At 74.9% G+C, this 14,093-nt stretch carries 4 protein-coding genes; all 4 read left to right on the top strand.

The genetic code is table 11. From position 1 onward, the window contains the following. Nucleotides 1-21 precede the first annotated feature (21 nt). From AMIR_RS18325 to AMIR_RS18310, 4 genes are read left to right on the top strand one after another with little or no spacing between them, the layout of a single operon-like run. Nucleotides 22-1,716, top strand: a complete 1,695-nt coding sequence (locus tag AMIR_RS18325) for an aspartyl/asparaginyl beta-hydroxylase domain-containing protein (protein WP_143760771.1) — start codon at nucleotides 22-24, stop codon at nucleotides 1,714-1,716. 5 nt (nucleotides 1,717-1,721) lie between these two features. Beyond that, complete coding sequence (gene asnB / locus AMIR_RS18320; protein ID WP_015802447.1) at nucleotides 1,722-3,638, top strand: asparagine synthase (glutamine-hydrolyzing); 1,917 nt, start codon at nucleotides 1,722-1,724, stop codon at nucleotides 3,636-3,638. Continuing rightward, nucleotides 3,631-11,490, top strand: a complete 7,860-nt coding sequence (locus tag AMIR_RS18315; RefSeq protein WP_015802446.1) for an amino acid adenylation domain-containing protein — start codon at nucleotides 3,631-3,633, stop codon at nucleotides 11,488-11,490. The genes asnB and AMIR_RS18315 overlap by 8 nt, the downstream gene beginning before the upstream one ends. Next, a complete protein-coding gene (locus AMIR_RS18310) occupies nucleotides 11,487-14,069 on the top strand; it encodes an AMP-binding protein (RefSeq protein WP_015802445.1) in 2,583 nt (860 codons plus the stop codon). The genes AMIR_RS18315 and AMIR_RS18310 overlap by 4 nt, the downstream gene beginning before the upstream one ends. Nucleotides 14,070-14,093 lie beyond the last annotated feature (24 nt).

Raw genomic sequence — 14,093 nt, 5'->3', positions numbered from 1 at the left:
CGCAGCCGAACGGTTGCCGGGGTGCTCGACCTGACGCGGTTGCTGCTGGGGCACTTCCGGCGCTACCGCGACGCGCGGCTGCAGGACGTGGTCACCGCCGCGCTGCGCGAGGGCGAGGCGGGCCGTGGGTGGGTCATCAGCGTGCTGAACGGCAGCATCCGGGTGCGGCAGCGACTGGCCTACGCGCTGCGGTTGGAACCGCGCAGGTGGTGGACCAGGCTCACCTTCCCCGCGCGCGTCGCGACCGCCGGGGTCCCCGCCGCGTCGCTGTCCCTGCTGTGCCCGACCAGGAACCGCGTGGGCAACCTGTCCGAGTTCCTGCGCAGCGCCCACCGGACCGCCGCCGCGCCGGGGCGGGTCGAGGTGCTGTGCTACGTCGACGAGGACGACCCGGCCCTGCCCGAGTACCGGGAGCTGTTCGCCCACGCCGGGCGGCGCTTCGCCGGGTTCGCCCGGTGCGTCCTGCACGTCGGGCCCCCGATCGGGGTGGCCGCCGCGTGGAACCACCTGGCGGAGCGGGCCACCGGGGACTTCCTGATGATGGCCAACGACGACCAGCTCTACGTGGACCACGGCTGGGACGTCGCCCTCGACCAGCGGGCGGCCGAGCTGACGGCGCTGCACGAGGACGCCGTGCTCTGCCTGTACTTCGACGCCGCGCAGTACCCCGACGGCGGTCGGGACTTCCCGATCGTGAGCAGGCCCTGGTACGAGACCCTCGGCTACTTCGTGCCGACGATCTTCCAGCAGTGGGAGGTCGAACAGTGGGTCTTCGACCTCGCGGAGCGGTCGGGCAGGCTGTTCGCGGTGTCCGGGGTCTTCGTCGAGCACCGGCACTACCAGGACTACAAGGCCACGTTCGACCAGACCTACCAGCGGCACCGCATGACCAGGGACAAGTCCTTCGCCGACCACGCGCTGTTCCTGCGCACCGAACCGGAGCGGGTCGCCGAGACCGCCAAGCTCGCGGCCCGCGTGGCGCGAGGGCGTCCGGGGCCGGTGGGGTTGACCGGGCCCTCGGGCCACCGGGTGCGCGAGCGCTACCGCGCACTCATCGACGAGCTGCACGCCGCAGCGCGGCACGAGGCCGCGGCCCAGTGCGCCGAACTGGCCGTGTGCCAAGGGCTGTGGGCCTCGCCCCTGCACCGCCCGGTCGACTACCACGCCGACCTGCCGGTCGTGGCCGGGCGCGAGGCGGACGACCTGTGGTTCACCGCCCACCTCGCCGACCGGCGCCGGGCGATCGCCGACGAGCTGGGCGCGGCGTTCGCAAGCCCCGGCGGGGACGACGCGCACGGGGGAGCCGCAGCGCTGGTGCTCTACCGCGACGGCGCGTGGACCGCCGCCGCCTCGGCGGCGCCCGTCACCAGGGCGGCCCTCGACGACATCCCCGAGGCCCTGCTCCTCCCCGACGCGGTCGTCGAGCTGTGGGCCCTGCCCGCCTCGTCGCGCTCGGCACCCGCTTGCGGTCCCAGCAACGCGTTCCTGCGGGTCGAGTTCGGCGCGGTTGTCACGGCGGGCGTCGGGATCAGGATCGGCGACGACACCCGCTCCTTGCCCGAGGGCGGGTGCCTGGTCTTCGACGACGGGCTGGAGCGGGAGCGCTGGAACCGGGGTGAGGGCACGAGCGTCCTGCTGGGCTTCCGGGTGCCGCGTCCCGACGGTTCCACTCCCAGCCGACCGGTGCCGCGCCGCGCGGCCCAGGCGAGGCGGTGACCGGCATGTGCGGGATCTACGGCGTCTTCGGCGACGGTGGCCTGTCGCCCGCGGACGCGTCGGCGGCCGTGGAGGCGCTGCGCCCCAGGGGACCGGACGGAACCGGGGTGTGGGCGTCCCCGTCCGGGCGGGCCGTGCTCGGGCACACCCGGCTCGCCGTGGTCGACCCGGTGGGCAGCGCCCAGCCCATCGCGGACGGGGCTGGTGAAGCGGTGATCGTCGTCAACGGCGAGTTCTACGACCACCGGCGCGTTCGCCGCGACCTGGCGCGCACGGGGCACCCCTGCCGCACCGGCGGGGACAGCGAGATCGCCCTGCGGCTCTACCTCAGGGACGGGCACCGGGCCCTGCGCGAGCTGCGCGGCGAGTTCGCCTTCGCCCTCTGGGACGAGCGCAGGGGAGAGCTGTTCGCCGCGCGGGACCGGTTCGGCGTCAAGCCGCTGTTCTACGCCGAGCGGAACGGACGGCTGTACCTGTCTTCCGAGATCAAGGCGCTGCTGGCGTGCGGCGTCCCGGCGAGGTGGGACCTGGCCGCCTACGCCGCGCACCTGCAGGCGGCGCTGCCGCCGGATCGGACGCTGTTCGCCGGGGTGCGCCAGCTGCCACCGGGGTGCTACCTGGTGGCGGGCGGGGAGGGTGTGGCGGTCCACCGGTACTGGGACCTGGACTACCCGACCACCGAAGAGCTGGCGGAGACCGAACGCGGGGGAGCGGACGCCCTCGCCGGGCACGTGGCGCTGGTGCGCTCGGCCCTGGACGAGGCGGTGCGGCTGCGCACCGTCGCCGACGTGCCCCTGGCCAGCCACCTGAGCGGGGGCGTCGACTCGTCCGCGGTGGCCGCGCTCGCCGCGCGGCACGCCCCGATCACCGGTTTCACCGTCCAGTTCCCGGACTCCGCCCTGGACGAGAGCCCCATCGCGGCGCGCACCGCCACTCGGCTCGACCTGCCCCTGCGCCGGGTCGGGGTCGAGCCCGCAGACACCGCCGCCCACTTGGTGGCCACCCTGCGGGCCGGTGAGATGGTGCAGGAGAACTCGCACGGGGTGGCGCGGTTCCTGCACAGCGCCGCCATCCGCGCGGGCGGGTTCAAGGTCGCCCTGGCGGGCGAGGGCGGCGACGAGCTGTTCGCGGGCTACCCGCAGTCCCAGCGGGACCTGGCGCTCAGCCTGGACGCGGCCGCCCTGGAACGGGCCAGGGCCGGCTACCGCAAGCTCTCCGCCTTCGGCGCGCCGCGCCACCTCCGCAGCACGCTGGACCGGCTCGGCTTCCTGCCGGGCTGGCTCACCCAGCGGCACCTCGCCGTGGTCGTCCCCTCCCGCCCCCTGCTCCGCCGCGAGTTCGCCGACCTGCTGGACGGGACGGACTCCTGCGGCCCGCTCCTCGACCAGTCCCGCTCCCAGCTCGACGGCAGGCCGCCGCTGCACCAGTCCTCCTACCTCTTCGCGAAGGGCAGGCTGGCCAACTACCTGCTCGCGGCCGAGCGGCTGGACGCGGCCCACGCGGTGGAGGCGCGGCTTCCCTACCTCGACCACCACCTGTTCGCCACCGCGAGAGCCGCGGCCCTGTCCTGGTACGCGCCGGGGGGACGCGCCAAGCACGTGCTTCGTGAGGCCGTTCGCGACGAGCTGTCCGACGAGGTCTACGCGGGCGGCAAGCGCGGCTTCTTCGCCCCGCCCGCAGCGGCTGGCGACGGGCTGGTCGCACTCCTGCGCGGCCTCGTGGACGACTCGGCGATGCGGGACAACCCCATCTACGAACCGGCTGCCGTGCGCCGGTTCCTCGACGAGCTGGACGACCGGCCCGCCGAGCGGCAGGCGGACAGCGACCGCCTGCTGCACCTGGTGACGGCGACCAGCCTGCTCACCACCGAGTTCGGCATGACCGCCGACACCGGACCGACCCTCGGAGGCAGTCGTGGCTGAGCTGGACCGGGACCGGGTGCTCCTCGGCGCCTCGACCGCCGAGGAGGTCGAGCTGCGGCGGCGGATCGCCGCGTTGCCACCCGAGCGCCGCGCGCTGTTCGAGGAGGCGTTGAGCGCGGGGCTGGCCGAGAGCGGTCCACCCGGCCGCCCCGCGGTGGCGGGAGGGCCGGTGCGGCCGTCCTTCGGCCAGGAGCGGATGTGGGTGCTCAGCAGGCTGACCCCGGTGGCGTACAACTACGCCACCGCGGTGCGCCTGCGCGGCAGGTTCAACCCGGTCGCGTTGCGCGCCGCCGTCGACGCGGTGGCGCGCCGCCAGGAGTCGTTGCGCACCAGCCTGGTCCACGCCGGCGACGGCGGCCTGGTGTGCTCGGTCGCCGAGCGGGTCGCCGTGCCGCTCCGGATCGTGGACCTCGGGCCTGCCGGGGACGACGGGCTGCTCGAACGGCTCGTGACGGCCGAGATCGGCAGCCCCTTCGACTTGGCGCAGGGCCCGCTGCTGCGGTCTGCGGTGTTCCGGCTCGGCCCCGACGACCACTTAGTCCTGCTGACCGCGCACCACGTGATCACCGACGGCTGGTCCAACGGCGTGCTGGCGCAGGACCTGTCGCAGGGCTACCGAGACCTGGTCGCCGGACATCCGGTCCGGCTCCCCATGCCCGAACTCGGCTACCGCGATTTCGCCGCCTGGCAGCGGAACCGGGCCGAGGGGCCCCAGTCGCGGGAGCTGACCGACTTCTGGCGGGAGCGGCTCGTCGACCTGCCGCACACCGAGTTGCCCCTCGACCGCCCCCGGCCGGCCACCGGGCGGGGCGCTGGTGCGAACCACAGCCTGGTGCTCGGCCCCGACCTCGCGGCCGGTCTGGAGCGGCTGCGCCGGGAGAACGGCGGGTCGCTGCTCGTGCTCGTGCTGACCGCGCTCGCGGTGGTGCTGCGCGCGATGACCGGACAGGGCGACCTTGCGCTGGGCACGCTCGTTTCCGGGCGCTCCCGACCGGAGTTCCAGCGCCTCGTCGGCTACTTCGTCAACGTCGTCCTGCTGCGCCTGTCCGCCCCGGAGGGCGCGAGCTTCCGCGCCACCTGGGCCGGAGTCCGGGAGGCGGTGCGGGAGAGCCTGGCGCACCAGGAGCTGCCCTACGAGAAGCTCCTTGAGCTGCACCGCGAGTCCGGTCGGTCCGGGAACCCCATCCGGGTGCTCTGCGTCGCCCAGCAGGCGCGACCATCCCTCGAACTGCCGGGCCTGGACGTCGAGCAGCTCGAGGTCGAGCCCGGCGCCGCGCAGTACGACCTGCTGGTGGAAGTCGGCGAGGACGCGTCCGGCGTCCGGATCTCCTGCCAGTACGACGTCGACCTGTTCACCGGGGCAACGGTCCGGCAGCTCGCCGAGCACCTGCGCACCGTGCTGGTGGGCGCCGTCCAGGGCGCGGACCGGACGGGCGCCGAACTGCTCGCCGAGCCGAGCGGGCGCGCCGCGCCCACTGCGGCACCCCCGGCGGCGGAGAGCGTCTCCGCCCTGTTCGAGCAGCAGGCGCGCCGCACCCCCGACGCGGTTGCGCTCCACGACGGCCCGCACGCGGTCACCTACCGGGCGCTGGACCGGCGCGCGAACCAGCTCGCCGACCTGCTCGCCGAGCGCGGGGTGGCGCCGGGCGACCGGGTCGCCTGCTGCCTGCCCCGCTCGACGCACTCCGTGCTCGCCGCCCTCGCGGTGCTCAAGCTGGGGGCCGCGTACGTCGCCGTCGACCCTAGGCAGCCCGCGGAGCGGATCGGCGGCATCCTCGCCGACGCTCGGTCGAGGTGCGCGCTCACCACCGCCGAGTTCAGCGGGGTTGCCGCCGTGGCCGACGTTCCCCTGGTCGTGCTGGACGAGGTGGGCGGTGAGCTGGCGGGACGGTCCGCCCACTGGCGCTCCCGGCCCGTGCACCACGACTCGGTGGCCTACCTGGTCTACACCTCGGGGTCGACCGGTGCGCCCAAGGGGGTGCTCGGCACGCACCGCGGTCTGGTCAACCGGATCCGCTGGACGCAGCGCGCCTACCCGACCGGCGACGCGGAGGTCTGGGCGGCCAGGACCTCCCCCGGCTTCGTCGACGCCGTCTGGGAGATCTTCGGCCCGCTCCTGTCCGGTGTGCCGCTCGTGCTGGTGGGTGCGGCCGACACCGCCGACCCGGCCCGGCTGGTCGAGGTGCTCGCGACGTGGCGGGTGACCCGGCTGGTGGCCGTCCCGACGCTGCTGCGGATCATGCTGGAGGACCGGCCGGACCTGGAGCGCGACCTGCCGCTCCTGCTCACCTGGGTCAGCAGCGGCGAGGCGCTGACCACCGAGCTCGCGGAGCGGTTCCACCGCGGGCTGCCGGGACGGCGGCTGCTCAACCTGTACGGCAGCGCCGAGGTGGCCGCCGACGCGACCGCGTTCGAGGTGGCGCCCGGCTGCGCGAACCACCCCGCGGTCCCGATCGGCGCCCCGCTGGACGGGGTGGACGTCGAGGTGCTGACCCCGTCGGGCGTGCCCGCGCCCCCGCTGGGCGTCGGCGAACTGCACGTCGGGGGAGCCGGTCTCGCGCTCGGCTACCACTGCCGTCCGGCCGAGACCGCGGCCCGTTTCCTGCCCGCGCCCGGAGCGGACCGCGCGGGCAGGCGCCGGTTCCGCACCGGCGACCAGGTCCGCCGCCGGGTGGAGGGCGGCCTCGACTACCTCGGCAGGCTGGACTCGCAGGTGCAGATCCGGGGGCACCGGGTCGAGCCCGGCGAGGTGGAGGGCGTCCTGCGCGAACACCCGCGGGTCCGCGAGGCCGCGGTCACCGCGAGGGCGGACGCGATCGGCGACCTCTCGCTCGTCGCGTACGTGGTCACGGCGGACGACACCGGGCAGGCCGACGACCTGACCGCTTTCCTGAGGCGGCGGCTACCACCGTACGCCGTGCCCTCCGCCGTGGTCCGACTGCCCGAGCTGCCGCTCAACGCGAGCGGCAAGGTCGACCGCCCGCGCCTGCCCCACCCCGGCCCGGAGCGGGACAGGCCCGCGCCCGTCCGGCCGGGCACGCCGCTGGAAGCCGCAGTCCTCGACGTCTTCGAGGACGTCCTGCCCGTGGCTGCCCGCCCGCGCGCCTCCGACGACTTCTTCCTGCTTGGCGGCCACTCGCTGCTCGCCGCCCACGTGGCCGCCCTGCTGCGCGAGCGGCTCGGTGTCGAGGTCTCGCTGGGCGACCTCCTCGCCGCCCCGACGGCAGTCGGCCTCGCCACGCGCCTGGAGCACGCAGCCGCCCCGCCCGAGGCGCGGACGGCGTCCGGCCCGGCCGCGCGGATCGCGCCCGACCCTGCGGCGGCCCACGAGCCGTTCCCCCTCACCGAGGTCCAGCGGGCCTACCTGGTCGGCCGCGACGCGGAGTTCGACCTCGGCGAGGTCGCCACCCACGCCTACCTGGAGCTGAACGCGGCCGGACTCGACATCGACCGGTTCGAGACCGCGCTCAACGAGGTCATCGGGCGGCACCCGATGCTCCGCGCCGTGATGTCCCACGACGGCACCCAGCGAGTGCTGGAGTCGGTGCCCCGCTACCTGGTCGCGCACCAGGACCTGAGCCGGGACGACAGCTCCGCGCGACGGCGGCGACTGCTGCGCTGGCGCGAGGAGCTGTCGCACCAGGTGCTGCCCGCCGACCGGTGGCCGCTGTTCGACGTGCGGGTCTCCCGGCTGCCCGGCCGCGATGCGGTGGTGCACATCAGCGTCGACGCCCTGATCTGCGACGCCTACAGCTTCGGCCTGGTGATGACCGAGCTGGCCGACCGCTACGCCGGACGCGGCGGCGCGCACCCGCCGCTGGGCCTGACCTTCCGGGACTACGTGCTGGCGCAGGAGCGCCGACGCCGGGAGCCCGCCCACGAGAAGGCGCTGGCGTACTGGCGGGACCGGCTCGCCGAGCTGCCCGCCGGGCCGGAGCTGCCGATGGCCACGTCGCCGGAGCACGTGGACCGACCCCGGTTCGCCCGCCGCTCAGGACGGCTTGAGAAGAGCGACTGGTCGGCGCTGAAGGCCAGGGCTGCGGAACGCGGCCTGACCGCGTCCGCGCTCTTGCTGAACGCCTTCGTCGAGGTCGTGACCCGGTGGAGCAGGCGACCGCACTACAGCCTGGTGCTCACGGTGTTCCAGCGTGAATCGGCGCACCCCGAGGTCGGCGGCCTCGTCGGCGACTTCACCTCGCTGTCCGTGCTGGAGGTCGACCGCCGCACCAGGTCGACCTTCGCCGAGCACGCCCACGCGCTCCAGCGAAGGCTGTGGGACGACCTGGACCACGCGCAGGTCAGCGGCGTCGAGGTGATGCGCTGGTGGAACCGGGAGCGCGGCCTGCCACCGGGTGCGCTGACCCCGGTGGTGTTCACCTCGAACCTGCCGGTGGGCGGCGCGCCACGTCCCGAGGCGGCCGACTCGCCCTTCGGCGAGGTCGGCTTCGCCATCACCCAGACGCCGCAGGTGCACCTGGACCACCAGGTTGGCGAGCAGGGCGGTGCGCTGGTCTTCAACTGGGACTCGGTGGACGAGCTGTTCAGCCCTGGAGTGGTCGACGGCATGTTCGACGAGTACCGGCGCCTGCTCGGCGCGCTGGTCGAGGACGAGTCCGGGTGGACGGCCCCGCTGGAGGCGGCCCTGCCTGCCGCGCAGGCGGCCACGCGCGCCGGGGTCACCGTCGAGTCGGACGCCGCGCCGCCTCGCTGCCTGCACGAGGCCGTGCTCGCGGCGGCCGAGCGCCTGCCGGACCACGTGGCGGTGGTCGACGGCCTGACCCGGACGACCTACCGCGACCTCGTCGCGCGTGCCCACCGGGTCGCGCGCACGCTGCTTGCCCGGCCAGGCCCCCGGCAGACCCTGGTCGGGATCGCCATCCGCAAGAGCTGGCAGCAGGTGGCCGCCGCCCTGGGCGTGGTCGAGGCGGGGATGGCGTTCCTGCCGCTGGACGTCGACCTGCCGCCCGCGCGACTGCGGCACCTGGTGGAGCGCGGCGAGCTGCGCACCGTCCTCACCGCGGGCGAGGACGCGCGGCGGCTGCCGCTGCCGCCGGACGTCCTGGTGGTGGACCTGGACGACGACGCTGCCCTCGACCCGTCCACCGCCCCACCCCTGGTTCCCGTCGACCCCGCCGACCTGGCCTACGTCATCTTCACCTCCGGCTCCACCGGGACGCCCAAGGGCGTGATGATCGACCACCGCGGCGCGGCCAACACCGTCGACGCGGTCAACGGGCGGTTCGGCATCGGACCGGAGGACCGGGTGCTGGCGGTGTCCTCGCTCAGCTTCGACCTCGCCGTCTACGACCTGTTCGGGCTGCTCGCGGCCGGTGGCACGGTGGTGCTGCCCGAGCACGGGAAGCGGCGCGACCCGGCGCACTGGTCCGACCTGGTCCGGCGCGAGCGGATCACCGTCTGGAACTCGGTGCCTGCCCTGGCGGGGGTGCTCGCCGACCACGTGGAGCTGCTCGCTCCGGATGCCCTGGCCTCGTTGCGGCTGGTGATGCTCAGTGGCGACTGGATCCCCATCGCGCTGCCAGACCGGGTCCGCGCGCTCGCCGGGCGCGCGACCGTGCTCAGCCTGGGCGGCGCGACGGAGGGCTCCATCTGGTCGGTCTGGTACCCGATCGGCGAGGTGGACCCGGCGTGGCCCAGCGTCCCCTACGGGGTGGCCATGCCCGGTCAGTCCGCTCGCGTGCTCGACGAGGACCTGCGCCCGCGCCCGGACTGGGTCGTGGGGGAGCTCTTTCTCGGCGGCCAGGGCGTGGCGCTGGGCTACTGGCGCGACCGGGAGCAGACCGACCACCGCTTCCCCACCGACCCCGACACCGGCGGACGGCTCTACCGGACCGGCGACCTGGCCCGCCACCTGCCCGACGGCAACCTGGAGTTCCTCGGGCGCGAGGACGGCCAGGTCAAGGTCAACGGCTACCGCGTCGAGCTGGGCGAGGTGGAGACGGCTGTGCAGCGACTGCCCGGCGTGCAGGCCGCCGCTGTCGTCGCCGCGGGCGAGCCGGGCGCGGATCGGCGACTCGTGGCTTTCTACGTGCCGGAACCGGGCTTCGAGCCCGACCCCGTCGGGCTGCGCCCGCGGCTCGGGGAAGCGCTGCCGGGCTACCTGGTGCCTGCCCTGTTCCGACCGCTGGACCGGATCCCCCTGACCCCCAACGGGAAGGTCGACCGGTCCGCCCTGCAGGAGCGCGTCGCGGACCGGGGCAGGCCCGCACCGGCCGCGCGCCCCGCGACCCCCGCGCGCGGGACCCGGTTGCACGAGGGCATCGGCGCGATCTGGGCGGAGCTCCTGTCCGTGCCCGAGGTCCGGCCGCAGGACGACTTCTTCGCCCTCGGCGGCACCTCGCTCCAGGCGATCCGGCTGGTCGCGAAGGTCCGCGAGCAGCTCGGCCTCCGGATTCGGCTGAACCAGCTGTTCGAGAACCCCACGCCCGCCGCCCTCGCCGACGCGGTGACCGGTGCGCAGTCGGGCGAGGGCCCCGAACCGGGTGCTCTCCCCGCTCTCGCCCCGAGCCCCGGAGACCGGTACGAGCCCTTCCCCCTGACCGACATCCAGCACGCCTACTGGCTGGGCAGGCGGGCGGGCCTCGGGCTCGGAGGCGTCGCGACGCACGGCTACGTGGAGATGGACGTCGACGACCTGGACCTCGGCCGTCTCGAGCGGGCGCTGCGGGTGCTCGTAGACCGGCACGACGCGCTCCGGACCGTCGTGCGCCGGGACGGGACCCAGCAGGTCCTCAAGACCGTTCCCGGCTACCGGATCGAGACCGCCGACCTGCGCGCCCAGCCGTCCGAGGCGGCGGCGGAACGGCTCGCCGAGGTGCGCGCCGAGATGTCGCACCAGGTCCGGGACGCGGGCAGCTGGCCGCTGTTCGAGCTGCGCGCCCACCGCCTGGACGACCTCGTCACGCGGCTGCACCTGAGCATCGACCTGCTCATCGCAGACGCGCACAGCTCCCGCATCCTCACCGGTGAGCTGATGGCCGCCTACCAGGACCCGGCCGCCACGCTGCCCGAACCCGCCTGCACCTTCCGCGACTACGTCGTGGCGGTGGCGGAGCTGAAGCGGGGCTCCCAGCACCGCCAGGCCCTGGACTACTGGACCGGCAGGCTGGCCGAGCTGCCCCCTGCCCCTGGCCTGCCCCTGGCGCGCAGGCCGGAGGAGCTGACCGCCCCACGCTTCCACCGGGTGCACGCGGAGCTCCCGCAGGACCGGTGGCGCGCGGTCCGGGACTGGGCCGCGTCGACCGGGCTCACGCCGTCCGCGGTGCTCTGCACCGCCTTCAGCGAGGTCCTGGCGCGCTGGAGCGACAGCCCGCGCTTCACGGTGAACGTCACCACGTTCAACCGGCTGCCCCTGCACCCCGACGTCGACTCGCTGGTCGGGGACTTCACCACCACCACGCTGCTCGCCGTGGACGGCGCGCGCGGCGCCACGTTCGCGGCGCGGGCCAGGCACTTGCAGGAGCGGCTGTGGCAGGACCTGGAACACCGCCTGGTCAGCGGCGTGGACGTGCTCCGGATGCTGCGCCGCCGCCCCGACCGGAGGGACGAGGCGATGATGCCGGTGGTGTTCACCAGCACCCTGCTGCCCGGTGACGCGCTCCCCGGCGCGGGCGCCCCCGCCTGGCGTGCCAGGACCGTGCACGCGGTCAGCCAGACCCCGCAGGTGCTGCTCGACTGCCAGGTCGGCGAACAGGACGGCACGTTGCTGTGCGCCTGGGACTTCGTCGCCGAGGCGTTCCCGCCAGGACTGGTGGAAAGCATGTTCGACGCGTTCACCACGGTGCTCGACGCCCTCGTCGAGACGGCCGTGCGAACTGGAGGTGACCTGGAATGAGCATGGCTGATCGCGGGTTGTCGCTGCTCCCCGCCGAGCAGCGGGAGCTGCTGCGCGGCATGAACGGGCTGACCGGCGAGGTCCCGCCGGGAACGGTCGTGGACGCCGTGGTCGCCTTGGCGGCCGAGCGCGGCTCGGCCCCCGCCGCGCGGGAATCGGCGCGGGAGTTGGCCCGCGCCGACCTGCTCGCGGCGGCCGACCGCCTGGCCGCCGCCCTGCTGGAGCGGAACGTGACGGCCGGTCAGCGGGTGGCCCTGTGCGTGGAACCGGGCGTCGACCAGCTCGTCGGGGTGCTCGGCGTCCTCCGTGCTGGCGCGGTGGTGCTGCCCGTCGACCCTGCGGCCGGGCACGTCCTCCGCTGGCGGGCGGTCGAGCGGGCCGACGTGGCCGTCCTGGTCTCCCAGCGCTCACTGCTCGACCAGCTGCGCTGGCCGGAGCGCTTCGACGTGCTCGCGGTCGACGACCTGCCGCAGGCGCGGACGCGGGCGACCTGCTCTGGGCGGAACGACGGCCACGACGTCGCGTTCGCCATCGGCGAGGCCGGAACCGCCCTGCGGCACCGGGACCTGCTCAACCTGGCCGCCGACCTGGCGGACCGGTTCGGCCTCGGCCAGGACGACCGCCTGGCGGCGTTCACCCCGGTGACCTCAGGGCGGGGCGCCCAGGAGACCGCGCTCGGCCTGCTGACCGGGATGACGCTGGTCTTCGGCGACGCCGCCGAGCTGCTGCGGCCCGCCATCTGGCCCGCTCTCCTGGAGCGGGAGCGGGTCACCGTGTGGCACGGCACGCCCTCCCACCTCGACCTGCTGGTCACCGAGATCGAGGACCGCGGCGAGCGCCTGCCCGAACGGCTGCGGCTCGTCCTGGTCAGCGGCGAGCGGCTCCCCTCGGACCTCGTCCAGCGGCTCCGCGACCTCGCGGACTCGGAGATCACCGTCGTGAACCTGTCCTCCGCCCAGCCCGACGGTCCCTGGGTCGCCTGCCACCCGATCGTCGGCGCGGCTCCGGTGACGCCGACGGCGCCGATCGGCAGGCCGCTGCGCAACCAGCGCGTCCACGTGCTCGCCGAGAACGGCGGCGACTGCCCCGTGTGGGTCACCGGGCAGGTGCACTACGGCGGACTGGTGGCCGAGCACCTCGACGGCCGGGACGACTCCGGCGCCACCCACCAGGAGACCGGCGAGATGCTGCTGCGCGCCGCCCAGTACGGGCGGGTGCTCCCGGACGGCGTCGTGGAGGTCGTGGGGGACGCCTCGGCGCAGCTGGTCGTCCACGGTCGGCGGTTGCACGTGCACGACACCGAGGTCGCCCTGTCCGCGATGCCCGAGGTGCGCGCGGCCGCGGTGGTGACGGTCGCGGACGGCTCCGAGTCCCTGGGCTTCGTGCGCCTGCGGGCGGAGGCCAGCGCGGCTGACCTGCTCGACCGGCTGCGCCGCAAGGTCTCGCCCTACCTGCTCCCCGCCCGGATCGAGGTCTTGGACCGGTTCCCGCTCACCGCGGACGGACGCGTGGACCGACCTGCGCTGGCCGCGACGCGCGCCCCGGCCGCGACCCGACCCGCGCGGTCCGGGACCGCGCCCGCGGGGGGAACCGGCGCGGAGCTGCTCGCCGCCGCCACCGCCATCGCGTGCCGCGTGCTCGGCGTGGACGAGATCGAGCCGGACGCGAACCTCCTCGAACTCGGCGCCACCTCGGTCGAGCTGGTGCGGCTGGCCACGCTCGCCGAGGACGAGCTGGGCATCGAGGTGGAGGTGGAGGAGCTGCTGGGCTTCCCCTCGATCTCGGTGCTGATCGGCCCGCACCTGTCCAGGATCGCCGAGCCGGCGCAACCGGAGCAGGTGCCCGAGCGCCCCCGTGACGAGACCGAGGACCTGCTCGTCGGGGTGGGGAGGAGGCAGGCATTCAAGGACGAGCGCACGGGCGTGCGGCACGAGCACGACCGGACGGCGGGCATCGGCCTCGGGGGGAGCGGCGACCCCAGGGCGCTCGCCCGCCGCAGCGAACGGCGCTTCTCACCCGCGCCGGTGGTCTTCGCCGACCTCGCGCTGCTGCTCGGCGCCCTGCGGTCGACCGACCTCGGCGGCGAGCGCAAGTTCTGGTACCCGTCCGCAGGCGACGCCTACCCCCTGGGCGCCTACCTGGAAGTCGCGCCGCATCGCGTGCAAGGGCTCGACGCGGGCATCTACTACGTGCACCCGGACCGGGCTGAGCTCGTGCCGGTCACCGAGGGTGGTCGGGTCCCCGCGACCGCCCACGCCGATCTCAACCGCGCCGCGCTGGACGAGTCGGCCTTCGTGATCCACCTCGTCAGCAGGATGAACGCGATCACCCCGCTCTACGGCGACCTGGCATGGGACTTCTCGGTGTTCGAGGCGGGGGCGATGACCCAGCTGCTGATGTCGGTCGCCGCGGAGACCGGCCTCGGGCTCTGCCCTGTTGGCACGCTGGACACCAGCGAGCTGCCCGAGCCGCTGCGGCTGCGGCCCCACGACCGGTTCGTGCACGCTCTGCTCGGCGGCATCCCGGCTCGGCGACCCGACGGCGACCGCTCCGGCCAGGGCGTCGGGACGTGGCTGTGACGGCGCGCGGCGGACCTCGGGCGG

This window comes from Actinosynnema mirum DSM 43827, from assembly GCF_000023245.1.
Taxonomy (GTDB): Bacteria; Actinomycetota; Actinomycetes; order Mycobacteriales; family Pseudonocardiaceae; genus Actinosynnema; species Actinosynnema mirum.
The sequence above is the reverse complement of the archived record's forward strand: the minus strand, read 5'-3'. Positions and strand labels throughout refer to the sequence as shown.